Origin of the sequence: Yimella sp. cx-51 (assembly GCF_017654605.1) — a bacterium.
GTDB lineage: Bacteria > Actinomycetota > Actinomycetes > Actinomycetales > Dermatophilaceae > Yimella.
Genome location: NZ_CP072113.1, coordinates 2,286,430 through 2,311,386 on the forward strand (window position 1 = coordinate 2,286,430; position 24,957 = coordinate 2,311,386).

General features: G+C 66.8%; 23 protein-coding genes and 1 tRNA gene. 11 read left to right on the top strand and 13 right to left on the bottom strand.

The features are described 5' to 3' along the window. Positions 1-32 precede the first annotated feature (32 nt). From J5M86_RS10880 to J5M86_RS10890, 3 genes are all read right to left on the bottom strand, one after another. The gene (locus J5M86_RS10880) at positions 33-2,546 is read right to left on the bottom strand and encodes a polynucleotide kinase-phosphatase (RefSeq protein WP_208965014.1); all 2,514 of its coding nucleotides are present in this window, start codon (positions 2,544-2,546) and stop codon (positions 33-35) included. After that, complete coding sequence (locus J5M86_RS10885; protein ID WP_188059408.1) at positions 2,543-3,973, bottom strand: 3' terminal RNA ribose 2'-O-methyltransferase Hen1; 1,431 nt, start codon at positions 3,971-3,973, stop codon at positions 2,543-2,545. The genes J5M86_RS10880 and J5M86_RS10885 overlap by 4 nt, the downstream gene beginning before the upstream one ends. 225 nt (positions 3,974-4,198) lie before the next feature. Further along, positions 4,199-5,401 carry a serine hydrolase gene (locus J5M86_RS10890; RefSeq protein ID WP_188059407.1) on the bottom strand — a complete coding sequence of 401 codons (1,203 nt, stop codon included), beginning with the start codon at positions 5,399-5,401 and terminating at the stop codon, positions 4,199-4,201. 163 nt (positions 5,402-5,564) lie between these two features. On the opposite strand from J5M86_RS10890, the gene J5M86_RS10895 reads away from it, so the two are divergent. The 3 genes from J5M86_RS10895 (at position 5,565) to J5M86_RS10905 (ending at position 7,899) form a co-directional block, all read left to right on the top strand. Continuing rightward, entirely contained in the window at positions 5,565-6,533 is a 969-nt protein-coding gene (locus tag J5M86_RS10895) for an alpha/beta hydrolase (protein ID WP_208965015.1), read from the top strand. Between the two features lie 32 nt (positions 6,534-6,565). Further along, the gene (locus J5M86_RS10900) at positions 6,566-7,621 is read left to right on the top strand and encodes a PucR family transcriptional regulator (RefSeq protein ID WP_188059406.1); all 1,056 of its coding nucleotides are present in this window, start codon (positions 6,566-6,568) and stop codon (positions 7,619-7,621) included. 113 nt (positions 7,622-7,734) lie between these two features. Continuing rightward, complete coding sequence (locus J5M86_RS10905; RefSeq protein ID WP_188059536.1) at positions 7,735-7,899, top strand: hypothetical protein; 165 nt, start codon at positions 7,735-7,737, stop codon at positions 7,897-7,899. Here J5M86_RS10905 and J5M86_RS15665 read toward each other — a convergent pair. Together J5M86_RS15665 and J5M86_RS10915 are read right to left on the bottom strand one after the other, a co-directional pair. Continuing rightward, the gene (locus J5M86_RS15665; protein ID WP_188059405.1) at positions 7,839-8,048 is read right to left on the bottom strand and encodes an AlpA family transcriptional regulator; all 210 of its coding nucleotides are present in this window, start codon (positions 8,046-8,048) and stop codon (positions 7,839-7,841) included. The genes J5M86_RS10905 and J5M86_RS15665 overlap by 61 nt on opposite strands. Before the next feature lie 182 nt (positions 8,049-8,230). Then, positions 8,231-8,304, bottom strand: a tRNA-Met gene (locus J5M86_RS10915). A 292-nt stretch (positions 8,305-8,596) separates the two neighbouring features. On the opposite strand from J5M86_RS10915, the gene J5M86_RS10920 reads away from it, so the two are divergent. Genes J5M86_RS10920 through J5M86_RS10930 form a run of 3 tightly spaced genes read left to right on the top strand, consistent with a single transcriptional unit; the run spans position 8,597 to position 10,658 of the window. Next, positions 8,597-9,343 (top strand): ABC transporter ATP-binding protein, encoded by a 747-nt coding sequence (locus tag J5M86_RS10920; RefSeq protein ID WP_188059404.1) that lies wholly within the window; start codon positions 8,597-8,599, stop codon positions 9,341-9,343. Beyond that, on the top strand, positions 9,340-10,074 hold the full coding sequence (locus J5M86_RS10925; protein ID WP_188059403.1) for an ABC transporter permease: 735 nt from the start codon (positions 9,340-9,342) through the stop codon (positions 10,072-10,074). Before J5M86_RS10920 ends, J5M86_RS10925 begins: the two co-directional genes overlap by 4 nt. Further along, on the top strand, positions 10,071-10,658 hold the full coding sequence (locus tag J5M86_RS10930) for a TetR/AcrR family transcriptional regulator (protein ID WP_188059402.1): 588 nt from the start codon (positions 10,071-10,073) through the stop codon (positions 10,656-10,658). The genes J5M86_RS10925 and J5M86_RS10930 overlap by 4 nt, the downstream gene beginning before the upstream one ends. Positions 10,659-10,663: 5 nt before the next feature. Here the strand turns inward: J5M86_RS10930 and J5M86_RS10935 are convergent, their stop codons facing one another. Beyond that, the gene (locus J5M86_RS10935) at positions 10,664-13,699 is read right to left on the bottom strand and encodes a UPF0182 family protein (RefSeq protein WP_208965016.1); all 3,036 of its coding nucleotides are present in this window, start codon (positions 13,697-13,699) and stop codon (positions 10,664-10,666) included. Positions 13,700-13,880: 181 nt separating this feature from the next. On the opposite strand from J5M86_RS10935, the gene J5M86_RS10940 reads away from it, so the two are divergent. Continuing rightward, on the top strand, positions 13,881-14,423 hold the full coding sequence (locus tag J5M86_RS10940) for a PPA1309 family protein (protein WP_188059400.1): 543 nt from the start codon (positions 13,881-13,883) through the stop codon (positions 14,421-14,423). 4 nt (positions 14,424-14,427) lie between these two features. Here the strand turns inward: J5M86_RS10940 and J5M86_RS10945 are convergent, their stop codons facing one another. Then, positions 14,428-15,570, bottom strand: a complete 1,143-nt coding sequence (locus tag J5M86_RS10945) for a PDZ domain-containing protein (protein WP_188059399.1) — start codon at positions 15,568-15,570, stop codon at positions 14,428-14,430. Beyond that, the gene (locus J5M86_RS10950) at positions 15,567-15,989 is read right to left on the bottom strand and encodes a molybdenum cofactor biosynthesis protein MoaE (RefSeq protein WP_188059398.1); all 423 of its coding nucleotides are present in this window, start codon (positions 15,987-15,989) and stop codon (positions 15,567-15,569) included. The genes J5M86_RS10945 and J5M86_RS10950 overlap by 4 nt, the downstream gene beginning before the upstream one ends. A gap of 166 nt (positions 15,990-16,155) precedes the next feature. On the opposite strand from J5M86_RS10950, the gene J5M86_RS10955 reads away from it, so the two are divergent. After that, positions 16,156-17,550 (top strand): zinc-dependent metalloprotease, encoded by a 1,395-nt coding sequence (locus J5M86_RS10955; RefSeq protein WP_188059397.1) that lies wholly within the window; start codon positions 16,156-16,158, stop codon positions 17,548-17,550. Beyond that, the gene (locus J5M86_RS10960; protein WP_188059396.1) at positions 17,547-18,140 is read left to right on the top strand and encodes an NUDIX hydrolase; all 594 of its coding nucleotides are present in this window, start codon (positions 17,547-17,549) and stop codon (positions 18,138-18,140) included. The genes J5M86_RS10955 and J5M86_RS10960 overlap by 4 nt, the downstream gene beginning before the upstream one ends. Here the strand turns inward: J5M86_RS10960 and J5M86_RS10965 are convergent. Further along, positions 18,070-18,621: a M48 family metallopeptidase gene (locus tag J5M86_RS10965; RefSeq protein ID WP_188059395.1), complete on the bottom strand. Its 552-nt coding sequence runs from the start codon at positions 18,619-18,621 to the stop codon at positions 18,070-18,072. The genes J5M86_RS10960 and J5M86_RS10965 overlap by 71 nt on opposite strands. Before the next feature lie 158 nt (positions 18,622-18,779). On the opposite strand from J5M86_RS10965, the gene J5M86_RS10970 reads away from it, so the two are divergent. After that, positions 18,780-19,559 (top strand): hypothetical protein, encoded by a 780-nt coding sequence (locus J5M86_RS10970; RefSeq protein ID WP_188059394.1) that lies wholly within the window; start codon positions 18,780-18,782, stop codon positions 19,557-19,559. A gap of 10 nt (positions 19,560-19,569) precedes the next feature. Continuing rightward, positions 19,570-20,892, top strand: a complete 1,323-nt coding sequence (locus tag J5M86_RS10975; protein ID WP_188059393.1) for an AarF/ABC1/UbiB kinase family protein — start codon at positions 19,570-19,572, stop codon at positions 20,890-20,892. Between the two features lie 158 nt (positions 20,893-21,050). Here the strand turns inward: J5M86_RS10975 and J5M86_RS10980 are convergent, their stop codons facing one another. From J5M86_RS10980 to nudC, 4 genes are all read right to left on the bottom strand, one after another. After that, complete coding sequence (locus J5M86_RS10980; protein ID WP_188059530.1) at positions 21,051-21,281, bottom strand: WhiB family transcriptional regulator; 231 nt, start codon at positions 21,279-21,281, stop codon at positions 21,051-21,053. A gap of 194 nt (positions 21,282-21,475) precedes the next feature. Continuing rightward, positions 21,476-21,706: a hypothetical protein gene (locus tag J5M86_RS10985; protein ID WP_188059392.1), complete on the bottom strand. Its 231-nt coding sequence runs from the start codon at positions 21,704-21,706 to the stop codon at positions 21,476-21,478. 132 nt (positions 21,707-21,838) lie between these two features. Next, on the bottom strand, positions 21,839-23,962 hold the full coding sequence (locus J5M86_RS10990; RefSeq protein ID WP_208965018.1) for an ATP-dependent DNA helicase UvrD2: 2,124 nt from the start codon (positions 23,960-23,962) through the stop codon (positions 21,839-21,841). After that, the gene (nudC, locus tag J5M86_RS10995; protein WP_188059390.1) at positions 23,959-24,927 is read right to left on the bottom strand and encodes an NAD(+) diphosphatase; all 969 of its coding nucleotides are present in this window, start codon (positions 24,925-24,927) and stop codon (positions 23,959-23,961) included. The genes J5M86_RS10990 and nudC overlap by 4 nt, the downstream gene beginning before the upstream one ends. Positions 24,928-24,957: the final 30 nt, after the last annotated feature.

Sequence of the window (24,957 nt, forward strand, 5' to 3'; positions counted from 1 at the left end):
CCAACGACAACACCGAACCGCCCGACGAAAAGTCACAGCCGCGGGTCGACCGGCTCCGACTCCAGGGCGAGCACGGCGAAGACCGACTGGTGCACCTGCCACAACGGCTTGCCGTCGACGAACGAGGTGAGCGCTTCAAGCCCGAGGCCGTGCTCCCGCAGCGCCAGCTGACGCTTCTTGCCCAGGTTGCGAGCCCGCAGCAGGTCGAGCTGGTCGAGATAGTCGGGGCCGTAGATGATCCGTAGGTATTCCCGACCGCGCACTTTGATGCCTGGCTGCACCCGGTGGGAGTCGACGGCATGTGCGGGTTTGACCACCATGCCCTCTCCACCCGCGGCGGTGAGTTCGAGCCACCACTGCGTGGCCGCCTCACGATCGGCGTCGGAGGCGAGGTCGACGAACCGATGCCGGGTGGGCGTGATCAACTCCCCCTCCAACCGGGCAAGTTGAGCCAGGTGCCATTCGTGCGTTTCGGTGAGCGCGAGCGTCCGTCCCTGCGCTGCGAGAATCTGGAAGGGCGCGATGGTCACGCCGTCCAGGCCGTCGGTAGGCCGCACGTAGCGCGCGTACGCGTCACCGAATGCCGTGGCATTCTCCCGGCGCCGCGTCGTGCGCTCGGCCAATGCCGCGACGTCCAAGCCTCTGGAGGATGCCTGCGCCAGCAATCGCTCAGCCGCAGGCAGCGAGGTGCGGGCGGCCGCGGCGACGGACGCGTACTGGTCGCGGATCAGCCCACCCGCCTTCGCCGACCACGGCAACAACTCGCAGTCCAGCGCCAACCAGTCGGTCTCCAGCGACTCGAACAACGGCGTGCAGGCGTCCCGCAGCGCATGGACCAATTCCGGATTGTCGGGGAAGAAGCGTCGCCCGGTGCGGGTGTAGATCTCACCGGATTCACCGTCGCCGAACACACGTTGAGCGGTCTCATCGTTGCGCGCGAGGACGGCGATCGCTCGCGATCCCATGTGCTTCTCCTCGCAGACCACCCGGGTCACGCCACGGGCGGCGTAGTCGTCGAACGCCTCCGCGGGGTGCTCCAGGTAGCCCTCGACGGTCGAACTCGACACCGGTGACATGGTCGGCGGCAGGTAGATCAACCAGCGCGGGTCGACGGCGAAGCGGCTCATCACCTCCAGGGCTGCTGCAGCATTCTCCGCAGGGATCTTCACCGTGCCGGCGTGCTTGGTCTCGAGCCAGCGCGTGCCGGCGACGTCCTCGATCGACAGCGCGGACGGCTCGCGCTCGTCCACCGGAGCGAGCGGTCGTGCTGGTGCGTACCACTCCTGCTCGGCGGGCACGGAGACGATCTGCCGCTCCGGATAACGCAGTGCCGTCAGCTCGCCACCGAAGACCACGCCGGTGTCGAGGCAGATGGTGTTGTTGTTCCACTCCGCCTGCGGCACGGGGGTGTGCCCGTAGACGACCATCGCCTTGCCGCGATACTCGCGGGCCCAGGGGTAACGCACCGGCAGCCCGTATTCGTCGGTCTCGCCGGTCGTGTCGCCGTACAACGCGAAGGCGCGCACCCGGCCGGACGAACGACCGTGGTACGCCTCCTTCAACCCGGCGTGGGCGACCACGAGTTTGCCGTCGTCCAGCACGAAGTGGCTGGTGAGCCCGTCCATGAATGCGAGCATCGACGCGCGGAACTCTTCCGGCTGCGCTGCCAACTGTTCCAGCGATTCGGCCAGCCCGTGCGAGACCGTCACCTTGGCGCCGCGTAGTCCGCGCACCAGTTTCGCCTCGTGGTTGCCGCTGACGCACAAGGCGTCGCCGGACGCGACCATTCCGCTCACCAGCCGCAGCACTCCGGGGGTGTCGGGGCCACGGTCGACGAGGTCGCCGACGAAGACCGCTTTACGGCCCTCGGGGTGGCTCGCACCGATCGCCTCGTCACCCGAATACGCCAGCTGCCAACCCAATTCGGCCAGTAGCGTCCGCAGTTCGCTGGCGCAACCGTGCACATCGCCGATGATGTCGAACGGGCCGTGCTCATCGGTACGGTCGTTCCACGAACGCTCCCGGACGATGCGTACGGCATCGATCTCGTCCTGACCGCGCAGCACGTGGACCCGCCGGAAGCCCTCCTTGTTCAGGCGTCGCATCGACTTCTTGAGGTCGCGGTGCTGACGCTTGATGACGTGCTCGCCGAATGAGCGGTCGGGCCGCGATTCGTTGCGTTCGATCGCGGTCGGCTCGGGCACGTCAAGCACGATCGCGTCGACCAACACGTCATGACTTTTCGCGAGCTTCACGAGTTCGGCCCGCGCTGACTGCTGCACGTTCGTGGCGTCGACCACCGTCAGACGGCCGCGCCGCAGCCGGGTGCCGACGATGTAGTTGAGCACGTCGAAGGCGTCCGGCGTGGCGGCCTGGTCGTTCTCGTCATCAGAGACCAGTCCGCGGCAGAAGTCGCTCGAGATCGTCTCGGTCGGCAGGAAGTGTTGCCGGGCGAAGGTCGACTTGCCGCTGCCGGAGACGCCGACGAGCACGACGAGACCCATCTTCGGGACGCCGATCTCACGGACGGCGGTGGTGTCACTCACTGGGCGTCCTCCTTCGTGGTCGCGGCGTCGTTGTCGGTGCGGGTGAAGATGCCGAACTGGGTGGGGCTGCCGAGTGCGTCGTCGATGTCGCCGATCCCGCGATGCTCGACGCGGTAGCCGTATCGGCTGCACACCTCATCAGCCCAGCGCGCGAATTCTGCTCTGTCCCATTCGAATCGGTGATCGGGGTGACGCATGCCGGTCATGCCTTCGTACAGCTTGTTGTACTCGCGATTGGGAGTGGTCACCAGCACGGTCCGTGGCCGGGCTGCTCCGAACACCACCCGCTCCAGGGCGGGCAGTCGGGAGAGCTCGACGTGTTCGATCACCTCCATCAACACCGCTGCGTCGTAGCCGGCGAAGCGGGCGTCCTCGTAGGTGAGCGCGGCTTGGAAGAGCTGGACGCGTTCGGCTTGACGCTCGGTCATCCGGTCGATGTAGAGGCGGCGTCCGGCAATCTGCAGCGAGCGGATCGAGACATCGCATCCGGCGATCCGTCGGAGACCGGACAACTTCACCAACTTCTCCAGCAGCGCACCCGACCCGCAGCCGAGGTCGATCACGGACGTCGCCCCGACTTCCTCCACCGCAACCAGCACCGCTTCGTGCCGTTGCTTGTTCAGCGGAATCCTTTGCGGTGCAGTCGAAGTCACTGCTTCATCTGCTGGATCGAGCGCGTCCTCGGCCTCGTCACCGAGTTCGGCCAGCCGCGCAAGCGCGTCCCGAGTGAGGCGTCCTTGGCGGCCGAGGTAGCGCCGCGTGATCTGCTCAGATTCCGGGTGCTGGGCCAACCAGCCAGCACCGGAGCGCATCAGTTTGTCGACCTCGTCCGAGCCCTGCCAGTAGTGCTTCGATTCATCGAGCGCCGGCAGCAGCACGTGGAGTTGGTTGAGCGCATCGGCCAAGCGCACGGTGCCGATCAGGCGCAAGCACACGTATCGGGACTCGCCCCACTCCGGGAAGCGTTCGTCGAGCACGACCGGCTCGGCGTCGACCGTCCAGCCGAGCGGCTCGAAGAGTCGTCGCACCAGGTCGACACCGCCGCGTGCCGGCAGCACCGGCAGAGTGATCTCCAGCGGAATCGCGGAGTCGGCCAACTCCTGCCTTCCCTTACACGTGCCGCTGCGGGCCGTGCTGAACACTCTTGCCATCGCGACGGCCAGCAACGAGGAGGCGGCGTACGGGCGGTCGTTGACGTACTGGCTCAGGCTGAAGTCAGGTGCGTTCTTCTTCCGGCTACGTGCAAGCTGCAGCGAGTCGATCTCGAGCAACAGCGCTGCGGTGCAACGCTCGTGCGACACCTCCGGATAGAACACCGTGGCCGTCCCGAACGACTGCTCGAACACCTGCACCCGGTCGGGATGCTTGTGCAGCAGGTAGCCCAGATCGGACGCCGGCTGGTGGGTGGTCGAGATCGTCAGCAACACCGGGCCAGTCTGCCCCACGGACCGGACGTCGGCACCGGAGTTTTCCGGACCGGGCAAACGCGGCGGTTCCGGTTGCTGCACCTGCCGAGTACCGCCGCGAAGCCGTCAGGCGCGCACCTACCGTACGCACCGACGGGGGCGCTCGCAGACACCTGCGACGAACGCGTACGCCAAGACGACCGATCGACCGACGGGGGTCGACCGGTCATCCGGGCGCCAGACCGATCAGCTCTTGGTAAACGCTTGGTACGCAGCGGTTTCGAAGTCGAGGTACCCGGTGAACGAGGGACCGTCGCCAAACGGGAAGATCTGCGTCGCCCAGTAGCCTCCGAAGCCGTTGTCGCGGTCGATCCAGTAGAAGAGGTTGGCCAAGCCGGCCCAGCCGATGGCGCCGGCGCGTCGTCCGGTCGGGAACGGGTCCTCGGTGTACTGGAAGCTGTACGACCACGTCTTCTTCAGACCGGGGAAGAACTCGGCGTCGTTCGAAAGCCATTTGATGACGCCCGGCAGCAGCTTGACCTGGAGATTGTCGGGAAGCTGGTTGGTGAAGCCGAGGTCGACAGAAGCCGGCGACAGCACCTGCTCGCCGGAGGCGCTGCGTCCCTCGTTGAGCCACATGCGGATGAACTTCAGATAGTCGGGCACGGTCGAGAACAGACCGTGCCCGCCGAAGTCGACCTCGGGCGTGGTGGGGGTCGCGAACTCGCTCGGGGTGAGCGTGCCGTCGTCCTCGCGCTGGTGGTGCCGAACCTGTCGCGAGAGCATCTCCTCGGTCGGCGCGAAGGCTGAGGACGTCATGCCCAGAGGCGCGAAAATGCGCTCCTGGAACACCTCGCCGAGGCGCTTGCCGGTGATGCCTTCGACCACCTGGCCGGCCCAGTCGATGCTGCTGCCGTACTCCCACTGGGTGCCAGGGTCGAACAACAGCGGAGAGTTCAGCGCGGCGCGCGTCGCGGTGGCCACGCTCGGCTGGCCGTGCTCCTCGGCGAGGCGGTTGTAGGTCTCGTTGAAGAAGTCGTACCCGAAGCCCGCGGTGTGCGTCAGCAGGTGGTGGGTGGTGACGTCGCTGGCCGGCGCACGCAGGATCGGCTGACCGTTCGCGTCGAAGCCGTCGATGACCTTGACGTCGGCGAGGGCGGGCGCGTACTCCTTGGCCGGCGCCTGCAGGTCGAGGTCGCCCGACTCCACCAGCTGGAGGCAGGCGGTTGCGGTGATCGCCTTCGTCGTCGACCAGATGTTGAAGGACGTGTCGGTCGTCATTTCGGCGTCGGAAGACAGGTCGCGCACGCCGGACGCGCCGAGGTAGATGTCCTTGTCCCGGTCGGTAATACCGGCGACGACGCCCGGCACTCGTCCTTCCCCGGAGTTCGGGCCCTGCGAAGCGCGCTGGACGACGGCGTCGACCGCGGTGGTCAGGTTGTCGCTCATTGATCTTCCTCTCGTTCGGTGAAGCTCAAGCCTGGCCGAAGTGTGATGCAGACCACAACCGCCGCGGCGTCGCAGATCGACGAACACACCCCGCCAGATGGCGGGTGTGCGGTGCGAGGCACCGCAATAGACTGCGAGGACTTGTCGGCACGAAGGAGGCCCCATGACGGTGAACGCGGTGCCGCGGCCCGGGTTCGACGCCGAGCTGCGCGCCGGATTGGCGGTCGTGGGCGGCATGTTCCCGCCGACCATCACCCCGGAACTCATCGACTTCATGCGGCTCTCCTACGCGTCCCCGCCGATGAACGATCTGTTCCGGCAGCATCGTATTGACGTCACGGACGTCGTCCTGCCCGGCTACCAGGGCGGCGACCTCACGGCCGCCGTTCTCCGACCGCGCGACGCACAGGGACCGCGTCCCACGGTGCTCTACGCGCATTCCGGTGGGTTGATGTTCGGTGACAAGTTCAGCGGTCTCGACCTCGTGCTCGATTGGGTCAGCGATCTGGGCGCGATCGTCGTCACGGTCGACTACCGGCTCGCGCCGGAGTTTCCCGACCCCTACCCGTGGGAGGACATGTACGCAGCCCTGGAATGGGTCGCCGCCGAGGCGGGCAACTTGGGCGTACGTCGCGATCGCATTCTCGTCGCCGGCGCCAGTGCCGGTGGCGGACTCGCCGCCGGCATCGCCCTTGCTGCACGCGACCGGGGCGGCCCGCGGCCCTGCGGCCAACTACTCGACTACCCGATGCTCGACGACCGGTTGATCACCGCGTCGACCGCACAGTTCGACGGCATCGGCGTCTGGGACCGGGTGAGCAATCGAACTGCGTGGCAGGCGCTCCTCGGCGATCGCCGTGGTGGCGACGACGTGTCTGCCTACGCCGCACCGGCCCGGGCTGGCGACCTCAGCGCACTGCCGCCGGCGTTCATCGACGTCGGCGCCGCCGAGATCTTCCGCGACGAGGCCATCGACTACGCCGGACGCATCTGGGCAGCAGGGGGCGATGCCGAACTGCACGTGTGGTCGGGCGCCTTCCACGCTTGCGACATCTTCGCGCCGCACACCAGCGTGGGGCGTTCGATGATCCGCACCCGCAACGCCTGGGTGGAGAAGATCCTTGCCGACTGATCGGCCGGCCCGATCTCGCCAGGAGCACTGAGATGCAAGAACTCCTCGGACGCATCGCGCGCCTCGACCCCAATTCGAGCCTCGGCCTGCGAGTCATCGCCTGTTTCGACGAGCTCATCGTGGGAAACGTCAACACCCGGGCACTGCTGGCCGCGGCTGCCTCGCTGGCCGGATGCACGGCCGGGTTTCGGGAGAGCGGGTCGCAAGCCGAGATGCGGGTGTCGCCGCGGGGGGAGATCGACCGATCGCAGGCGCTCACGCCGCGCGATGATCTCCTCGCCCGGGCGGGAGACGACATGCTCGTCTGGCTCGAGCGGGACGAAGCGCCGCTGGCCAACGACGCGATCATCCTCGAACGGCTCGCGCTCGCTGTGCGCATCAGACACGGACGCGGTCAGCGCGAGATCGACAACCGTCGCCACCTCGGCGTGCTGACCGAGCGCACCAGCAGTGTCGAGGAACGGCTCGACGCCGCCGGGGCGCTCGGACTGGTGGCCGCGCGCCGCTACCGCATCGTCGCCGCGCCGCTGTTCGCTGTCTGGGAGGGTCGCCCATCCGGGCCCGAGGACGTGATCGGCACGCGCTTCGGTCCGATCCATGTCGTCGTCGTCCCCGAGATCTTCGAGCCGTTCCGGGCCGCTCCGGGAGGCATCGGGATCGCCGCTTCCGTGCACGGCCTCGACCGGTCGTTCCGCAGCGCGCTGGTCGCGCTGCGGCTGTGTGATCCGCCGCGTGAGCCGATGGTCGTAGCCGATGACTACGGCGGCCTGATCGAACTGTTGGCTGACGCCGACGACGACGCCCAGCATGATTACGCCGACAGTCTCACCCTTGTCGCGCAACAGCATCCATGGGCGTTGGAGACCGTCGAGGCGCTGGTGACGACACAGACGGTTCGGGAAGCGGCCCGTGAACTGGACATCCACCACAGCACACTGCAAGCCCGCTGCGACACGCTCAGGACCGGTCTCGGCTTCGATCCGTTGCAGGGTTTCGGCCGCACCCGTCTGGGCACAGCCTTCCTCATGCACCGACTCAGTCGGTCGACTGTGCTCGACATGCCCGCCCCGGCCGCCGTGCCGGGGTGAGCAGATCCGCTCTGGCCCAGGAGGATTGGCGCGGGTAGCGGCGTTTGGTCGCACGCACTCCGACTCCGAGCATCAACGCAGGCAGCCAGGCTGCTGGGCATCGGAGCCGCGTTGTGAGCCAGGAGCAGCTCGTGTTCGACATCGACGCGATGCTCCACGAAGCCGCCGTGGACGCCGCGCCCGAGTGGACCGGCGCTCCCCTGCGCTTCACCGCCGCCTACCAGGCTCCGGACGCGCTCGATGCTGCTGTCGAGCATTGGAAGTCGCTCACGAAATAGCGGACATGACGGCCGACCCGAACCGACGCCGGCCCGGTGCCTTCCTGACGCCACTTGTAGAGCGTCTTGATCGGAACATCGAGGTACTCGGCAAGCTCCTCGATCCCGACCAGAGAGGCCAATCCCTCGATGCTCGCGTCGGTCTTCATACACGCTAGGTACGTGGCACTCGACGGACTGGCGAGCAACGCTGAGTAGCGCCGGGCACTCCGAACGACCGATCGCCCCGATCCCCGCGTACAGTCCGAAAAAGTGGCCACTTTCTGGCCCACGGATCACATCTCTAAACCTTTCAGGCCCGAGATTCACTGGAATCTCCGGCCTGAACGAGTAGCGGGGGCAGGATTTGAACCTGCGACCTCCGGGTTATGAGCCCGGCGAGCTACCGAGCTGCTCCACCCCGCGTCGGTATGAGAAGACCTTACGTGACGCCCTCGTCGTTCACCAAATCGACGGTCTTTCGTCACTTCGGGAAGCACTGGGCTGGCCGACACCAGGTCGAGTTCACATGGAAAGTCGCCTGATGCCCACACTTGCGCGGTCGTTCCTCACCAGCGCGGCTCAATCACCGGCACCGACGCGGCAGTTTCAGCGGACGCACCTTGCCGAGCAACGTTGCGGTTCATCGGGCGGGCGGTCATCGCAGCCCACTCACAACCCCTTGACACCGGCGACGGCGGCGAGGACATTTCAACACATGATGAATTCAACGCCTGATGAATTCTCCGATCCGGTCGCGATCGCTGCCCACGACCTCGTCGTCTCGCGAGGCGGCAATGAAGTGCTGCACCGGCTGACCTTCGAGATCCCGCGAGGCACGATCGTCGGACTCATGGGTCCGAGCGGGTGCGGCAAGACCACGTTGATGCGCTCCATCGTCGGGGTGCAGGCCATCGAGAGCGGTTCGCTGAAGGTGCTCAGTCGCCGCCCCAGCGATGCCCAGCTTCGGCGCCAACTGGGCTATGTCACCCAGGCGGTGAGCGTCTACCGCGACCTGACCGCCCGACAGAACACGAGCTATTTCGCTGCGCTGCAGGGATTCTCGCCGAAGGATGCGGATCAGGCGATTGCCACCGTGGGCTTGACGGAATACGCCGACCGACCGGTCGAGAAACTCAGTGGCGGACAAGCCAGTCGGGTCTCGCTGGCCTGTGCACTAGTCGGCGAACCGAAGCTGCTCGTACTGGACGAACCCACCGTCGGCCTCGACCCGTTGACCCGGGACGAGATCTGGACCTACCTGAAACACCTGGCTGAAGGGGGCACCACGCTCTTGGTCTCCAGTCACGTCATGGACGAAGCGGCCCGCTGCGACAGCGTCATGCTCATGCGCGAGGGAAAACTGCTCGCACACACCACACCAGACGACCTGCTCGCCCGCACCGGCGAACGCACCATGGACGCCGCCTTCCTTGCCCTGATCCGACGTGGAGGCCACCGATGAATCCGCGCATCTGCATCGCCTCGATCAAGCGAATCCTGCTGCAGCTCAAGGCAGACCACCGCACCATGGGGCTGATCGTCGCGGTGCCCACCCTGCTGCTCACGCTGCTCTACTTCGTCTTCAACGACCAGCGCACCTTCGACCGCATCGCCCTCACCATGCTCGGCATCCTGCCGATGTTGGTGATGTTCCTAGTGACCAGCGTCGCGATGTTGCGCGAGCGCACCAGCGGCACCCTGGAGCGCTTGCTCACCACTCCCCTGCATCGGGCCGATCTGCTCGTCGGGTACGCGGCGGCATTCGCCGTTGCAGCGCTGGCGCAAGGCGTCGTCCTCGTGGCGGTCACCCACTGGCTGCTGGGTGTCGAGACCGCTGGCCCCATCATCTGGGTGCTCGTGGTGGCCGTCGTCGCATCGATCGTCGGCGTCGCCACCGGACTGCTGGCGAGCGCCTTCGCACGCACGGAGTTCCAAGCGGTGCAGTTCATGCCCTTGGTGATCGGCCCTCAAGTCTTCCTGTGCGGGTTGTTGGCTCCTTGCGAACAGATGCCGACGGTGCTGCAGTGGTTGTCGGACGTCCTGCCGATGACCTACGCGGTGAAGGCGCTGCGAGCGATCGGCAGCCAGGCTGACCCGGCCGGCGAGGTGCTGCAGAACGTGAGCGTCCTCGCACTCTTCGCCGTCGGCGCTCTTGCTCTTGCCGCGTGGTCGATGCCGAGGCAGACCACATGACGGCCCGCCGCCCAGGGCGCCGTACCGGCGAGCCGAACACCAAGGACGAGATCCTGACCGCTGCGCGAAAGCTGTTCAGCGAGAGTGGATTCGAGCGGACCACGTTGCGGCAGGTGGCTCAGGACGCCGGTGTGGACGTCGCCCTCATCAGTCACTACTTCGGCAACAAACGGGGCCTCTTCGTCGCATCGATCGAGTTTCCGTCCGACCCGGTCGCCGTGCTCGCCCCGATGCACGAGTGCCGCATCGACGACCTCGCCGAAGTGGGCCTGCGCGCCGTCCTCGGCGTGTGGACCTCCCCCGCTGGGCCAGCCGTCGTTGCCCGGTTTCGGCAGGCAGTGGCCAGCGGCGAGACCGACCTGATCCGCGACCTGCTCACCGGAGTCATCCTCGCTCCGATCCGCGAGCGCCTGCACGATCAGACCGACCTCGAACTACGCCTGAGTCTCTACGCCAGCCAGATCGCCGGTCTGCTCGTGACCCGCGAACTATTGACACTGCCCGCCGTGGTGGGCACCGACATCGACCGCCTCGTCGAGGTGGTGGCGCCCAATCTGCAGCGCTACCTCACCGGAAAAATCTGAGCAGGTCAGCCGGTGGCCGAAGGAGCGGCCGAGCCCGTCGCCGAAGGTGAAGCAGACGGGGACGGGGTCGAACCGGAACTCGAAGGAGTTGCGCTGCCGCTCGGCGTCGCCGCTGACGACGACGAGCCAGGGGTGCCTCCGAGTTTGACGGCCCGGTCGAGCGCCGCCTTCACCCGGTTCATGGCGGCCTGATACCCGGCGAGGTCACCCTTCTTGAGCGCGGCCTGGCCCTCGTCCCACGCCTTCTGCGCATCGCCGAGTGCCTTGGACACGGTGTCACCGGAGGTCGGTGGCTTGGTGTCGCCACCGGGGGTGTCGGTGCCCGTCGTGGCGCCCGACCCGAAGAGGTCGTCCAGCGCGTTCTCCAGCGTCACGCCCCACGCCAGCTTGTTGCCGAACTGCACGACCACCGCTCGCTGCAGCGGGAATCCCGTTGCGGCAGAAGCCTTCACGTACAGCGGCTGGACGTAGAGCAATCCACCGGCAAGCGGGAGCGTCAGCAAGTTGCCTCGCTGCAGGCGATCACCGTTGGCCTGCATGAACACCGACAGGGTCTGCGGGAAGGTGCTGGAGGCTTCGTTGGAGGTGTTGACGTCGTTCTGGAACTGCGCCGGACCCTTGATGGTGACGTTGCGCGGCATCGTCCACAAACGCAGCGTGCCGTAGTTGCCGTTCGGCTTCCCAGGCGTCGGTGTCGCATCTGAGTCGACCGCGAGGAAGGCCGAGAGGTTCTGCCTGCCCTTACCGGCCGGGATGTAACTGGACGACAACGAGTACGTCGGACGGCTCACGCCCGGCATCGCGATCGACAGGTAGTAGGGCGGCTGTTGGGCGCCGGTGGAACTGGTCGGATCAGCCGGCACCTGCCAGAAGTCGGTGCCGCTGAAGAAGGTGGCCGGGTCGCTCACGTGATAGTTCGCGAGCACCTCGCGCTGCACCTTGAACAGGTCTTCGGGATAACGGACGTGCGCCCGCACCCCTTCGGGCATCTTCGACAACGGGAGCACCGTGCCACCGAAGGCCTTGCGCCACGTCTTGAGCACCGGGTCCTTCTCGTCCCAGGCGTACAACTTGACCGATCCGTCGTAGGCGTCGACCGTCGCCTTGACCGAGTTGCGGATGTAGTTGATCGAACTACCGGCCGCGGCGCGCACATTGCTCGCCGTGCGGGTCACCGAATCCTCGGTGGATTCCTCCAGCGAGGAGGTCTTGGAGTAGGGGTAGCGAGCACTGGTGGTGTAGCCGTCGATCACCCACTCCAGCCGTCCGCCGGCGACCACTGGATACGGGTCGCCGTCGATCGTGAGCCACGGGGCCACCTTCTTGACCCGCTCGGCCGGGCTGCGCACGTCGAGCAGTCGTGACTTCTCGTTGATGCTGTCGGAGAGGACGAAGTTGTACTCCTGGTACTTCACCGCGTAGGCCAGTTTGCGGAAAAGCCCGCCGATGGCCACGCCACCCTTGCCGGTGTACGTCGTGCGCCGCTCACCGCCGGTGCTGCTGTCGGGGTAGTCGAGTTCGCCCGGAGGCGCACCTGCGGGCGCACCGACGATCGAGTAGGACGGCGACGACTCACCGAAGTAGACGCGCGGCTCGAACTTTCCGAGGCGACCTGCCTGCGGCATGTTGCTCGCCGCCCAAACCGGTTCACCTTCCTTGCCGCGCTGGTTGCCGTACGCCGCCACCATCCCGTAGCCGTGGGTGTAGACCGTGTGCTGGTTGACCCAGTTCTGTTGTCCCGCAGGCACTCCGGCCAGGTCGAGTTCGCGGACGCCGACGACGACGTCGGTCTCCTTGCCGTCGATGGTGTAGCGGTCTACGTCCAACACGTCGGAGAACTGGTAGTACTGCTTCTGCCCCTCGTACTGCCGGAAGGTCGGCGAGATCAGGTAGGGATCGACCAGACGGATACCGGGGACCGCCTGCGCGTCCTTGCGTAGTTGCTCGGGCTTGGCATCGGTCTCGGGCTGTTCACTCGTGCCGACCAAGGTGTTGAGGCCGTAGGCCGCTCGCGTCGCATCGATGTTGTGCTTGATGTACGGCTGCTCCAACGCGCGGGCGTTGGGGTTGACCTTGAAGTTGGCGATGACGCTGGGGTAGACCCCGCCCAGGACGACTGCCAGCACCACCATCGAGGCGATACCGATGATCGGCAGTCGCCAGGTGCGGGTCCACAAGGTCGCCACGAACATCGCGGCACACAACACGGCCGCGACCGCGAGCACCGTCTTGGTGGGAATCTGTGCGTGATCAGCGGTGTAGTCGATACCGGTGATCAGGCGGGCGTCCTTGGTGGTCAACGCGTAACGGTCGAGCCAGTAGGCGACGGCGCGCACCAGCACGAGCGCGGCCGCAGCGAGCGACAGGTGGATGCGAGCGGCGGAGGTGAAACGCGACCCGGGCTCGCGGGTCAGCGAGATGCCGCCGTAGATGTAGTGCACGACCGCGCCGGCGACGATCGCCAGCACCAGCGTCATGCTGAGCATGGTCGTCAGGAACTGCCACCACGGCAGGTCGAAGACGTAGAACCCGACGTCCTTGCCGAACTTCGGGTCGCGCACCCCGAAGTCGGTGCCGTTCCACCACAGCAAGGGTGTCTGCCATTGGCTCGTCGCGACGGCCGCCCCGAAGAGTCCGAGCATCGCCGGAACACCACGGAAGGCGAGGCTGCGCACCGGCTCGATCATCTCCCGGTAGCGCTCCATCGCGTCGCGGTCGACGGCGGCCGGAGGAAGAAAGGGACGCCGTCGATAGGCCAACGCCATCGATCCGTAGACCAGACCGGCCGTGAGCAGGAAACCACCGGCGAACATCGCGACCTGCGCGACGACCTGGTTGCGGAACACCTGGGAGAAGCCGACGGAGTCGAACCACAGCTTCTCGGTCCAAAGGTGTGACCACAGCTTGAGCAGAATGTAGGCAACGAGCAGCGTGATGGCGGCGATGAACCAGATGCGTCGCATGCGCCTACCGCGGTTATCTCCCACGGCACGCCAAGCGGCCTCGCGCCCTTCGCCGGAACTGCTGTCGGCCGAGCTCACGTGTACCTCCGTCGGGCTCACCACATGGATCAGTGCGGGTGGGCTGTGCGCCCCCGCCGGAACGACTCCCCCGGTGCTGCACGCGCCGGGCTGGCCCTCCGGATCAGACCCTAACCCGGCTCGGGGAGCGCAGGAGGCACCGGATCTCGCGTCTTGTTCCGGCGTAGGTCACCATGGGCGCATGACCTCGCAGGATCAGCCCGTCGCCAAGCCGCTGCTCAGCCCTCTCGGCGAGTGTGCCGTCGACACCGAGCGGCACGTTGCCGCGGCCGGATGGGATCAAGCGCCACGCTTGTTCGCACTGGCTTCGAACGCGGCGTTGCTCGCCGGCGAACCGGCTCTGGCGGCGCAGTTGGCAGGCGCCGCACCCGAGGGAATCAGCGCGATCGAGCAGGAAGGTCTGCCGCAGACCTCATCGATCGACTCCTTGCTGGGACGCCTGGCCTGGCCGCCGGAGGTCGAGGGTGTCGCACTCGCGGTCGAACGCATCGTCGTCCCGCCGGAGGCCGAGCAGAACCTGCCGGACGACCCCGATCGAGCCGCCGAACTCCTCGCAGAACACCCCGACCGGCGCGACGTCCGTCTGCTGGTGGCGGTGCTGCGTTCGGGCGAACAGATCTGCCTATTGCGTCAACGCGATCACGATGACGACGACAAGGTGGCCATGGGCCAGGACATCGCGCCCGGCCTGGTGGCCGCCCTTCAGGCCACCCTCGAGGACTGACCAGCTACTTGGTGCAAGTGGGCAGGCCCTTCGTCTCGCCCTTGGCGATCCGCGGCATCGCAGCCAGCGCATCGTCGATGGTGTTGACCTTGACGACGGTCATGCCGCTGGGCTCGTTGCCGACGACTTCGTCGCAGTTGGACGATGAGGCGAGGAAATAGGTCGCGCCGGCGCGCTTGGCGCCGAGCATCTTGTGCTTCACGGCACCGATCGGTCCGACCGCGCCGGTCTCGTCGATGGTGCCGCTGCCGGCCACCTTCTTGCCGCCGGTCAGTGCGCCGGGTGTGATCTTGTCGTAGATCGCCAGTGCGAACATCATGCCCGCTGACGGTCCGCCCACCTCTCCGGTGTTGACCTTCACCTGGAAGGGCATGTCGTACTCCGGCGCAAGACCGATGCCGAAGACAGCGCGACCACTGCCCTGCGCCGCTGCGGTCTTGGCCTGCACCGTCGTCCGCTTGCCGCCACGTAGGAGTTCGACCTTGACCGAATCACCGGGCTTCACCGACTCCATCGCCTTGTGCACCGACGCCAGGTCGGTCACCTTCGAGCCGTTGAGGGAGAGCAGTTGGTCTTTTACCCGCAACGCTGAGCCCGAGGGTGCCTGCTCGGCCACGACACCGACCAGGACGCGCTCGGGCACGGTGCGACCCGACTTACGGATCGCCACTACCTCAGCGGTTCGCTGGGAGTTGGTCATGTCGGCGGCGTTCTGCTTCTTCACCTCCTGACCGGTGATGTTCTTGGGAAACCACTTCTCCTCGTCGTCGATCTGTGCGTCGCCGTCGAAGAACTTCGCCTGCAGGTAATCGAGCACCGACACCGGATAGGCCGGACCACCGGCGACGGCGACGGTGGTGAAGTTGAGCGCGCCGGACGTGGGGTACGTCTGGGTGCCACTGATCTGGATGACCGGATTGCCGTCGTCCTGGCCGAGAGTGTCGGTAGCCGCGCCGGCTCGCAGGATCACGACCGGCACCTTGATGATCGACATCAACGCCAGCGCGAGAATCGTCACCACGACCAGGCCGATGAGCCACTTGTTGCGCCGGGAGACCCCGCCGGATCGCCCACCGGCCGGCCCCTGCTGTGCCGGCCCCGCACCCTCGCCCGCGCTGTCCGCGGCGCCGTCGTAGATGTGGCTCACAGTCCGACCCACTCGTCCGAGCCGTCGGTGAAGCTCTGGTGTTTCCAGATCGGCGCGGTCTGCTTGAGCCGGTCGATGAGCGTGTGGCAGACGTCCAGCGCCGCTGCACGGTGGGGTGCGCTGACCGCCACGACCACAGCGAGATCGCCCACCTGCAACGGTCCGACCCGGTGCACGGCAGCCACCTTCGCGATCTCGTCACTGAGCACTTCGCCGGCGACCTTGCGCAGCTCGTCGGCCGCGCTGGGGTGAGCCGAATAGTCGAGCCCGGTGACGCCCTTGTTCTGGTCGTGGTCACGCACGACGCCGACGAACAAGCCGATTCCTCCGGCGACCGGGTCTTGCACCGCCTGCAACACCTCGTCCACCGACAACGCGGTGTTCCGAATCTCGGCGAGGGTCACTCGCGGGTCATCCATCAGCTTCACCTTCCGGGTGTTTCGCGGGTGACGTTCTGGACGTAGCGTAGGCACCGAAGCGGGTGAGTTCCCAAATGTGTGGCTGCCTGCATCTACCGGGAACGATTCACCCCACGTCGCGGTTGACCACAACAGCGACCCGAATGCCTCCGCGCGAAGGAACGAGATGAACCCCGACGAGCGCCCCGACGACATGCCAGACCTGAACGAGCTGATGAAGCACCTCATGGGCGGCGGCGACGACATGCGCGAAGCCCTGTCCGAACTCGGCCTGGGCAATATCGATCCGGCGATGTTCGCCCAGATGCAGCAGCAGATGGCCGCGATGATGGCGGCGCCGTCTGACGGCAGCTTCAACATCGAGGCCGCCCGCGACGTCGCCCGCAAGACCGTCGCAGCCGAGGGCGACCCCAGCATCTCCGCCACAACGGCCCGCGATGTCGACCAAGTGGTAATGGTCGCCAACCTCTGGCTCGACCAGGTGACCGACTTCAGCTCCACCGGAGCAGGCAAGGCGTGGAGCCGCTCGGAGTGGGTGGAAGCCACGATGCCCACCTGGCGCCGACTGGTCGAACCCGTCTCGGACGCGGTCAACGCCGCCGTCATGCGCGCGATGCGCGAACAGATCACCCGTCTCGGCTCGGAGCAGTTCGGCATGCCCCCGCAGATGATGGGGCAGCTCGAGCCCATGCTCGGCCGGATGAGCAGCGCCGTCTTCTCGATGCAGCTGGGCCAAGCGGTCGGCACGCTTGCCGGCGAGCTCGTGACCGGCACCGAGGTCGGCCTCCCGCTGGTCGAGGGCAACCCCGTTGTCGTCATGCCCACCAACGTCGCCGCCTTCGCCGAAGGTCTGGGCGTGGACGCCGGCGAGATCCACCTCTACCTGGCCGTCCGCGAGGCTGCCCGCACCCGTCTGTTCAAGGGCGTCCCGTGGCTCGGCCCCGCACTGATCGCCGCCGTGCAGTCGTACGCCGCTGACATCTCGATCGACACCGAAGCGATCGAAGAAGCGATGGGCAACGCCGACATGCAAGACCCCACGCAGTTGCAGGAAGCGCTGGCCGGCTCGATCTTCCGACCCGAGCCGAGCGAGGCGCAGCAGCGCACGCTGAAGCACCTCGAGACCCTGCTCGCGCTCGTCGAGGGCTGGGTCGACGTCATCAGCGACCGTGCCGCGCGGCCGCACCTGCCCAACGTCGACGCACTCTCCGAGGCGATCCGGCGCCGTCGCGCCACTGGCGGTCCGGCGGAGAAGGTGTTCGCCAGCCTCGTTGGCCTTGAGCTGCGTCCGCGCCGGATGCGTGACGCCGCAGCGCTGTTCACCGCTTTGGAAGATGCCAAGGGCCAGCAGGGCCGGGACGAGGCGTGGAAGCACCCCGACTTCGCTCCCTCGGCCGCCGACCTGGACGACCCGAGCGGCTATGTCGCGGGCACCGAACGCAAGCACGCTGACACCAGCACCGACGCCGTCGACGACGCTCTTGCTGCACTGCTGGCACAAGGTGAGGCCGAAATGGCGCAAGAGGACAAGCCCGAAGACGACGAGAAGCCCGGTTCATGAGCTTCTCGCAGTTGCAGGCTGACGCCGTCTCGATCCTTGCGGCGTGGCCCGCACCGGATGAGGCGTTGGCTGCCGAACGCGACCGGTACCTGTCGCACTTGTCCACGCATCACGGTGCGATGAGCCGCGACGGCGGGCCCGACCACTTCACCTGCGGCGGGCTGGTCTTCGACCCGACGCTGGAACAGGTTGCGCTCGTGCTGCACGGCAAGGCCAAGCTCTGGCTGCAGCCAGGCGGTCATTTCGAAGCCGACGATTCGAGCCTCGCGGCGGCAGCCGCACGTGAGGTGGTCGAGGAGACGGGCCTGCCGGTCGACGCCGACCGCGCCGAACTGGTCGATCTGCATCATCACCAGTTGTCGGCAGCTTTCGGACGCTGCCGCTCACACCTGGATCTGCGTTTCGCCTTCGTGCTCGACGCACCTGCCCCGATCGTGGTGTCGGCCGAGTTGGATGCGGCACAGTGGTGGCCTGTCGATGCGTTGCCGGAGCCGACCGATCCTGATCTCGCGGGAATTGTCAGGCGGGTGCGGGATCAGCTTCGTCCAGGTCGTCCATCGGAATCGGCGGGAGCCCGGAGCCGAAGCTGACGCCGTCGAGGAAGGCTTGTGCGCGCTCGGCGTGCGGGTAGCCGGCCATCAGGGCTTTGAAGCCGCTGCCGTGATCGGGTTGCAGCAGGTGCGCGAGTTCATGCACGAGCACGTAGTCGATGACGTACTGCGGCATGCCGCTCAATCGTTCGGACAAGCGGATCTGCCGGGTGGACGGCGTACACGAGCCCCAACGGCGTTGCTGATTACTGACCCAGCGCACACCGGCGGGCCGGGCCAGACCACCCAGATAGCGTTTCGACAACGCCAGACTTCGGGCGAGCAACTCCCCGTCCGAGCGCGCAGCCGGGCGTTGCTTAGCCAGCACGCGCTGCACCAGCCGCGGCACGAGGGTGTCGAGTTCCTTCTTGGACAGGTGGGCCGGCACGCGCACCACCACCCGGCCCTCCACCATCGTCGCCGAGAGTGACGACCGGCGACGCGCGGAGCGGACGATCTCGACCTCCGGCTGGGCTTGCATCCCAAGAACTTAGTTCGAAATGTGCGCAGTTGTCCGTAGCAGCACCGTGCGTTGTGTAAACCGGGCGTCCTGCGTCGTGCGCCTGTGGACAACCCGGAAACCCGTGAGTGGCATGTCAGGCTGGCCGAATTGTCGACCCGCGCCACCTCGGAGGATTCATGTCGGATCCAATTGACCATTCCCCCAACCGATTTCGTGCGTTGCGCTACGCGAGCGACAGCGTGCTCATCGGCATCGGCTCCCGGGAGCCGCAGCTCGTCGGGCCCTTGGGCGACGACGCGATCCGCACCGTCCTGCGCGCGGGCCCGCTGACCGGGGCCCAGTGGGCGACCGCCTTCCGCAAACTCGACCCGTCATCGGCCGACGCACTGCGCGCCGCCGTACGTCAGGTCGAGCCGGGCGAACTCCGAGCCGTGGACGTCACCGTCGACGGACACGGACCGGTCGCCGACGCTGCCCGCCAGGTGATCGCTGCACTCGGCGCGCGCGTCGTGCCGGATCGCTGCGACGTGATCGTCTCGATCGGCGCACCCGGCACCTTGGTCGCCGCAGTCGGACGCACCCAACTGGTGGTCGAACTCGGCTCCGACCAGGTCGTGGTCGGTCCGTTGTTGCGAGAGACGTCCGGTCCTTGTGCCAACTGCCTGGACGTCCGGCGCAGCCAGTTCGACGCCAACTGGCCACATCTCGCGACGCAGATGCAGCACTTGGCCTTGTGTGATGGCGCACCGTCGACCGCCCCCGAACTCACCCATGTAGCCGTCGGACTGATCGGGCTGGTGGTGCGCGGGCACGCCAACGGACGACCGTTACCGCCCGGAATCGCGCTGCGCGCCACCACCGACGACTATTCCATCAGCCACCACCTGTGGCCCGTCCATCCGCTCTGTGGTTGCCGCACAGCAGCAGGTGCCACCGTGGAAGCAATGGTTGGGTGACAATGGGTCAATGAGTGAACTACCGCGCAAGGCCGTCGTGCGCACCGCACGTCTGGCGACCCTCCCGCTGGGGTTCGGCGCTCGCGCCGCCATCGGCATCGGACGTCGCGTCGGCGGAGCTCCCGCAGACGCCGTCACCGCCAAGTTGCAGGAGCAGACCGCCGCCTCGCTGTTCAAGGTGCTGGGCGAGCTCAAGGGCGGCGCGATGAAGTTCGGACAGAGCCTGTCGATCTTCGAGGCGGCACTGCCCGAGGAGGTCGCCGCCCCGTACCGCGCGATGCTCACCAAACTCCAGGACTCCGCGCCCGCCATGCCGAAGGAGACCGTGCACAAGGTGCTGCGCGAACAACTCGGCGCGCGGTGGCGTTCCCGGTTCACCTCTTTCGAGGAGGAGCCGGTCGCCTCGGCGTCCATCGGCCAGGTGCACCGCGCGATATGGAAGGACGGCCGAGAGGTCGCCGTCAAGATCCAGTACCCCGGCGCCGCGGAAGCGCTGATGTCCGACCTCAAACAGTTGTCGCGAGTCATGCGGCTGTCGACCAACTGGGTGCCCGGCCTGGACGTCGTGCCGATCCTGGATGAGATGAAGGCTCGCATGAGCGAGGAGGTCGACTACCGCCTCGAAGCCGTGATGCAGGGGCAGTTCGCGGACGCGTACGCCGATTCCGAACACTTCGCCCTGCCCTCGGTCGTCCACGTGACCGACCAGGTGCTGGTAACCGAGTGGGTCGAGGGCGAGCCGTTGTCCCGCATCATCAAGGACGGCACTCCGGAGCAGCGCGACCTCGCGGCGCGCCGCTACCTGGAGTTCCTGCTCGGCGGTCCGGAGACCGCGGGCCTGCTGCACGCCGACCCACACCCGGGCAACTTCCGGCTGTTGTCCGACGGCCGACTCGGGGTGCTCGATTTCGGGGCGGTCAACCGGCTGCCCGACGGCCTGCCACCCACTCTCGGGGCGCTCGCCAGCCTCGCGCTGGACGGCGATGCCGAGGGCCTGCTGGACGAACTACGGGAGTCCGGGTTCGTGAAGTCGTCCATCGACATCGACGCCGACCGCTTGCTCGACTACCTGTCGGTCTTCATCGAGCCGCTGCGGCACGAGGAGTTCACGTTCAGCCGCGACTGGTTGCGCAGCGTCTTCAACTACATCAATGACCCACGCAGTGCGCAGTTCACCGTGGGTCTGCGGCTCAACCTGCCGCCGGAGTTCGTGCTGATCCATCGCACCTGGCTGGGCGGCATCGCAGTGCTCTCGCAGATCGAGGGCACGGTGCCGGCGCGTCAGATCTTCAGCGACACCGTGCCGGGTGCGACCTTCGGCGAACTCTCCTGAGTCTCACCATCGCACCGCATGCGGTGGAGGGGTGTGAAGCGCGGTGCGATCCCCGATCGCGCACCACACATCACACCCCTCCACTGCATTCACCGGTCCCACACTCATGAGGGTTCCGGCCTGCGACGGTTCATTCTGGTCGTTCTGACATTTCATCGTCAGGCCGCAACCGGGTTCTTGCGCGGCCGACCACGCGGCCGCTTGCGCGGGATGACGACTCCGCTCTGGAAGAGCTCGCCTCCCCAGACACCCCACGGCTCCTGCCTCTCGAGTGCTCCGGCAAGGCACTGCTGCTGCAACGGGCAGGTGCTGCAGAGCGCCTTGGCGAACTCGACGTCCTCGGGACGGTCGGCGAACCACATCTCCGGGTCGTTTGCCTGGCACGGCATGTCGATGCCGTCCTGGCTGATCTGTTGGGTCTGGTCGATGAACGTGCTCAACTGCAGGTCTATCGCTTCGAACATTGCTGAGGTTCTTTCGGTCGTCTGTCGTGTGCTTCGGGCTGGTTGTCCGCGGAATACACAAAGGCCGCGGACCCTGGTCGTGGGTTCCGCGGCCTGAAAGAGGACCGTCCGTCTGGGATTCAGATCAGAGCAGTGACCTCCCGGGACGCGGAAGCTGCGACATCGGTGGCGAAGAAGGGGTTGTTGCCGCCGACGCGCTCACGCACGTACTCGGCAGAGGCCATCGAGGCGATGGACACACTGATCTCCTGAACCGAAGCGGGGATACCCGCGAGGGTCGGCGACGCCGAGTGCGCAAAACGCTTGTCGGACAACAGGTCCGTCTTCGTGCACATGGTCTTGGTCTCCATCTCGCCAACCCTCCTTTCGACTTACACCGGCCCCAGCACGACGCAGCAGCATCGCCTGAGTTGAACGCCTACGAGGCTACGGCGCGATTCGCAGCAGCGGCAACTTATTTAACGAGTGAATTTTGAAGACTTTCAGGAAGAGTCGGATTCCGTTGCAGCACAAGCAATCTCGACCATCGAGTCAGTGGATTCGCCACGCAGGACGCCCAACACTGATGGCCCGTAGGTGGCCAATTTGCGCACCCCGACCCCGGAAATCTTGGACAACGCTCGTTCGTCCGCCGGCTCGTGCTCGGCGATCGCGATGAGCGTCGCGTCGGTGAAGACGACGAAAGCCGGCACCCGCAACCGGTCGGCAAGCGCCTTGCGCCAGGTGCGCAACTCCTCGAACGTCGCCTCGTCGTAGGTGCTCGGGCAGTCGCCGCACCGTCCGATCTTTCGCTCCGCGGCGAGGTAGAGATCTTTCCCGCAGGTGCGGCACTTGACGACCCTGGCCCGTTCGGTCTTCTTGGCCCTCGTCGCCCGAGGGTTGGCTGCTCGCCGCGGCGCGACGCCGTCGAGGATGCCGTCGGCGGCGTGCAGGAAGCGCGAGACCGAACGCGTCGGCTTACCGCCCGGTTGGCGCGCCTGGGCCCAGGTGAGGACCAGGTGGATCCGGGCGCGCGTCAACCCGACATAGGTCAGGCGGCGCTCCTCCTCCACCGCGTCCGGGCCTTCGGCATGCGACAACGGGAGCAGGCCGTCGGAACAACCGGCGAGCACGACGGCATCCCATTCCAGGCCCTTGGCCGCGTGCAACGAAGCAAGCGTCACGCCCTCGACGGTGGGGGCATGCTGCTCGGACATCCGTCGGTCGAGTTCGTGGACGAGATCGGGCAGCCGGGCCGAGGGGGTGGCGGTGATCAACTCGTCCGCGACCGTGGCCAGCGCCTCCAACGACTGCCATCGTTCGAGCAGAGCTCCACCCGAAGGTCGCTGCGGCGACCATCCGGCCCCGGTGATGACATCGCGCACCAGCGCGCCGAGGGACGCCGCACCGTCGTCCGAACGGGCTGCTGCACGCAACAACACGACCGCCTGCCGCACCTCCTGCCGCTGGAAGAAGCGCTCGCCGCCGCGGACGAGGTAGTTGATTCCGGCTTCGGACAACGCCCGCTCGATCGGCTCCGACTGGGCGTTGATGCGATACAGGACGGCGATTTCGCTGGCTGGAACACCTTGTGCCAGAAGCGATTTGACCTCCTCGACAATGCCTTCGGACTCAGCGATGTCGTCGGCGTATTGCAGCAGCCTGACCGCCGGGCCGTCCTTGCTCTGGGCATGCAACTGCGCATAACCCGTGCCCTTCGCGGCACCCAGCACGGCATTCGCCAACTCCAACACCTGCGGGGTCGAGCGATAGTTGCGCACCAGCCGCACCGTCTGGGCGCCTTGGTGCTTGGCGGCGAAATCACGCAGGTGCACCGGTGAGGCTCCGGTGAAGGAGTAGATGGTCTGGGCGGGGTCGCCCACCACGCAGACATCACTGCGGTCGCCGATCCAGAGATCGAGCAGGGTCTGCTGCACGCGGTTGACGTCTTGGTACTCATCGACCACGAAGTGGCGGTACTGGTCGCGCACGGTGCGGGCGACGTCGTCACGCTCCACCAGGATTCCGGCCATCAGCAGCAGGACGTCCTCGAAGTCGATGACGTGCCGGGCCGACTTCACCTCTTCGTAGGTCTCCCACAGGCGGGCCATCGCAGTGTGGTCCAGATCGGCCACGCGGCGTCCGGCTCGCGCCGCTGCCGTTGCATAGGTGTTGGGGGTGAGCATGCCGACCTTGGCCCACTCAATCTCCGAGGCGATGTCCCTGATCGCCACTCGGTCGAGTTCGAAGCGAAGCCGCGCTCCGGCCTCACCGACCGCGGGAGCCTTGTGCTTGAGCACTTCGGGAGGCGCGCCGCCAATCACCTTGGGCCAGAAGAAGCCCAGCTGCTTGAGCGCGGCGGCGTGGAAAGTGCGTGCCTGCACCGTGGGTAGTCCGAGGCCCCGCAGACGGGTGCGCATCTCCCCTGCGGCGCGAGCGGTGAAGGTGACGGCGAGCACCCGCTGCGGTTGGTACGCGCCGGCGTGCGCGCCATAGGCGATGCGATGGGTGATGGCGCGCGTCTTGCCCGTGCCTGCTCCAGCGAGCACGCACATCGGCCCGATCGGTTGCGAAGCGACCAAGCGCTGCTCCGGGTCGAGGCCCTCCAACACCTCGTCAGGCGTCATCGCACGTCACCGGGCTGCGGTGGCAGCACTGCGCCGTACCAGCGTTCGATCAGGTGACGAGCGATCGACAACCGGGGCGGCACGGTCAGCTCGCCAGAGGCCAACGCGGCATCGAGCTCGCCACGGGTGAACCACTGGGCGTGCCTGATCTCGTCGTCCTCCAAGCGCAGTTCGGTGCTGGAGGTGCGTGCGGCGAAGCCGACCATCAGCGAAGCGGGCATGGGCCAGGGCTGGTTGTCGACATAACGCACCTCGTCCACGGGCAGTCCCACCTCCTCCAACACTTCACGGCGCACCGCGGCTTCCAGCGATTCACCAGGCTCGAGGAAACCAGCCAGCACCGACATCCCGGTCGGCACCACGAACCGCGCGCCTTGCGCAAGAAGGAGACGGTCGTCCGGATCAGTCACCGACATGATCACGGCGGGGTCGGTGCGCGGAAAATGCGAATGCCCTTCAGCGCAGCGCATCACCCAACCCGAGTGGCCGAGCGCAACGGGCGCACCGCAGCGCGAGCAGAAACGTTGCGTCACAATCCAATTGGCCATCGCGACAGCAGTGGTGGCAACGCCCAGGTCGTCCACTGAAAGCACCGGTGCGAGCGCGCGCAGGCTGCGATGTTCGCGTGCGCGCTGCCGTTGCAGATCATCCGGGTCGGTGGTGCCGGCGTCGGCGGGTTCGGGCTCAGGCTCGTCGAAGAGCGCGACCACCGGCGCACCCCGGACCATTCCCAGGTAGCTGCACCGGGCTGGATCGTCGCTGCTCGAGGGAGCGCGATAACGCAGTCGTATCTGCTCCTCCGGCGCGTCGACGGGCATTCGCTCGCCGCGCAGATGCAGCACCAGGGTGCGCGCATCGGCCAGCAGTCCGGGTAGCAGGCCGTCATCACTTCGTCGCAGCGCATCGCGATCCAGAGTGCTCGCCGACAAGATCAGATGAGAAGCAGTTTCACTCGGTTCGGCCACGGCTCCCAGGCTAGGCGACGTCGACGGCGT

Coding starts and splice junctions, on each gene's coding strand:
- J5M86_RS10890 (WP_188059407.1), bottom strand. CDS start 5,401: ATGAGCGACAACCTGACCACCGCGGTCGACGCCGTCGTCCAGCGCGCT.
- J5M86_RS10895 (WP_208965015.1), top strand. CDS start 5,565: ATGACGGTGAACGCGGTGCCGCGGCCCGGGTTCGACGCCGAGCTGCGC.
- J5M86_RS10900 (WP_188059406.1), top strand. CDS start 6,566: ATGCAAGAACTCCTCGGACGCATCGCGCGCCTCGACCCCAATTCGAGC.
- J5M86_RS15665 (WP_188059405.1), bottom strand. CDS start 8,048: ATGAAGACCGACGCGAGCATCGAGGGATTGGCCTCTCTGGTCGGGATC.
- J5M86_RS10920 (WP_188059404.1), top strand. CDS start 8,597: ATGATGAATTCAACGCCTGATGAATTCTCCGATCCGGTCGCGATCGCT.
- J5M86_RS10925 (WP_188059403.1), top strand. CDS start 9,340: ATGAATCCGCGCATCTGCATCGCCTCGATCAAGCGAATCCTGCTGCAG.
- J5M86_RS10930 (WP_188059402.1), top strand. CDS start 10,071: ATGACGGCCCGCCGCCCAGGGCGCCGTACCGGCGAGCCGAACACCAAG.
- J5M86_RS10940 (WP_188059400.1), top strand. CDS start 13,881: ATGACCTCGCAGGATCAGCCCGTCGCCAAGCCGCTGCTCAGCCCTCTC.
- J5M86_RS10950 (WP_188059398.1), bottom strand. CDS start 15,989: ATGGATGACCCGCGAGTGACCCTCGCCGAGATTCGGAACACCGCGTTG.
- J5M86_RS10955 (WP_188059397.1), top strand. CDS start 16,156: ATGAACCCCGACGAGCGCCCCGACGACATGCCAGACCTGAACGAGCTG.
- J5M86_RS10960 (WP_188059396.1), top strand. CDS start 17,547: ATGAGCTTCTCGCAGTTGCAGGCTGACGCCGTCTCGATCCTTGCGGCG.
- J5M86_RS10965 (WP_188059395.1), bottom strand. CDS start 18,621: ATGCAAGCCCAGCCGGAGGTCGAGATCGTCCGCTCCGCGCGTCGCCGG.
- J5M86_RS10970 (WP_188059394.1), top strand. CDS start 18,780: ATGTCGGATCCAATTGACCATTCCCCCAACCGATTTCGTGCGTTGCGC.
- J5M86_RS10975 (WP_188059393.1), top strand. CDS start 19,570: ATGAGTGAACTACCGCGCAAGGCCGTCGTGCGCACCGCACGTCTGGCG.
- J5M86_RS10980 (WP_188059530.1), bottom strand. CDS start 21,281: ATGCCGTGCCAGGCAAACGACCCGGAGATGTGGTTCGCCGACCGTCCC.
- J5M86_RS10985 (WP_188059392.1), bottom strand. CDS start 21,706: ATGGAGACCAAGACCATGTGCACGAAGACGGACCTGTTGTCCGACAAG.
- J5M86_RS10990 (WP_208965018.1), bottom strand. CDS start 23,962: ATGACGCCTGACGAGGTGTTGGAGGGCCTCGACCCGGAGCAGCGCTTG.